3 protein-coding genes are annotated in these 1,900 nt (G+C 48.0%); all 3 read left to right on the top strand.

Annotated elements, in window-relative coordinates; genetic code table 11:
- Nucleotides 1-695: 695 nt before the first annotated feature.
- Nucleotides 696-1,016, top strand: a complete 321-nt coding sequence (locus tag NTX75_14745) for a BrnT family toxin (protein ID MCX5817473.1) — start codon at nucleotides 696-698, stop codon at nucleotides 1,014-1,016.
- A complete protein-coding gene (locus NTX75_14740) occupies nucleotides 991-1,308 on the top strand; it encodes a BrnA antitoxin family protein (GenBank protein MCX5817472.1) in 318 nt (105 codons plus the stop codon). Before NTX75_14745 ends, NTX75_14740 begins: the two co-directional genes overlap by 26 nt.
- Nucleotides 1,309-1,766: 458 nt before the next feature.
- On the top strand, nucleotides 1,767-1,900 hold a 134-nt coding region (locus tag NTX75_14735; GenBank protein MCX5817471.1), incomplete at its 3' end, for an SAM-dependent methyltransferase.

Raw genomic sequence — 1,900 nt, 5'->3', positions numbered from 1 at the left:
GGGTGTGTTCGCGCTGATGCCGCGGTGATGCGTTGGCGCATCCGGCGGATCGTCAACGGCTGTGCCGCGCAACAGCTGGTGGCTCGCCGAGATGTGATTGCGCCTGAATTCATTTCTTATGGTCTAGTTATCCGTGCAATCAACAGAAAGCTCTGTCTCAAGCAGGCCTAATCGGGTAAAGGACGGCATTTAACCGTCCCTCCCCACACCACCACGCATGCGGGTCCGCACGTGGCGGTTCGTAGAAGTCATCGGGCCGTAGCCGGATAGTGAATCCCAATCCACAATGTGCGTATGGAGACAAGCCCCTGATCCTGTAGATATTCTTTTGATAAACCGCAGTTGGTCGCGAACGTCTTGGCAAGATGCCGGGCACCGCTTGCGGGTGATGTGGTTTCTGTTTCCCGGATCAGGTCCGGGACAGGCTTGGCTTGCACTTTTGCGCTTAGGCTTCCTTCAGACCATTCCTCGCGAAATCGCCCTTGCCTTCGGCTCGTACTTTTGATAGTATTCAACATATGAACACCTTTTGGTTCTCGTACAGGGGACTTTCACCCCATAAGTTCACGCCCATGCCGGGCGTACGCTATGGCATGCAGCCAATCGGCCAAAAAGAGGGCCTCCCGCTGATGCCCGTGTTATGCTCTCCCACAAAACAGATTGACACATGTATATGATATGGATATACTTGAATCATGATATCTGATATTCTTGTTAAGTGTAGCGGGTTCGAATGGGACAAGTACAATTCCGGGAAGATCAAGACAAAGCATGGTGTGACGCCAGTCGAGTGTGAGCAGGTTTTCTTCAACATTCCGGTTATTGCCGGTAATGACGAGAAACACTCGGAAACAGAAGATAGGTTCTACGTGCTTGGGCAAACTGACTCGGGCAGACTGCTGTTTATGGTCTTTACTGTCCGCAAGGAAAAGATCAGAGTGATTTCCGCGAGAGACATGAATAAGAAAGAAAGGAGGGTGTACCAGACCCATGAAGAAGAAGATTCCCCAATTTAAGAGTGAAAACGAAGAGAGGGCTTTTTGGCAAACTCACGATTCCACCGAATACGTTGACTGGAAAAAAGCAGAAAGAATTACCTTGGCCAATCTAAAACCCTCAGCAAAGGCTATTTCCCTGCGTCTTCCGGAGTCCATGCTTGAGGAACTGAAGCTCTTGGCAAATAAGCGCGACATACCCTATCAGTCTTTGGTTAAGGTTTTCCTATCCGACAGGATCGAGCAGGAACTTGCGGCCAAAGGACATAACAAGTCATTGCACCGGATCGCCGATAAATCCGGCTCCCGGTGAACTTTGTGTTGGAACCAGATGACAAATAAATATCGATTTCAGATCATTTTGTGCGATTACAGACAACGTGTCCGTAGCCTTTGCTCTCACATTGAGAGCAAAGAGTAGAATCTCTGTAAAGCCAATACAGGCTTTGGTTTGAACAATTAGATATATTTTGCTTGCACTGTGCAAGCAAGTATGAAAACTTTATAATAAATGTTTTTTATAGAGTACAGAAAGGCAAAAAAAGAAGGTTCTTGAAAATGGTGGGATTTTCATCTTATTGAAAGTTGAAAGAAGAATAAAGACAAAAAACAGAATAGAAGATATAATAAAACAAAAACATGGAGAAGCAGATAGAGGCAAAAAAGTTCCAACGAATCGCTGGAGCCAATCGGCCTGAAATCAGGCCTCTGGCTCAGCTTTGTGTAAGGCCGTGACCGAATCTATTCACACCCATAAGGAGATTTTCCACAGTGGACATCCCACGGATATTCAACATCACTGAGAGTGCTCACCGCATCCACAACCCGATCACACCCGAAAAGCTCGCCACTCTCGGCGCGGCGCTGCGTCTGGAATCGGGGGCCCGAGTGCTCGACCTCGGCAG

The organism is Pseudomonadota bacterium, from assembly GCA_026388315.1.
GTDB lineage: Bacteria > Desulfobacterota > Syntrophorhabdia > Syntrophorhabdales > Syntrophorhabdaceae > MWEV01.
Note: the sequence above shows the minus strand (reverse complement) of the source record. Positions and strands in the feature narration are given on the sequence as shown.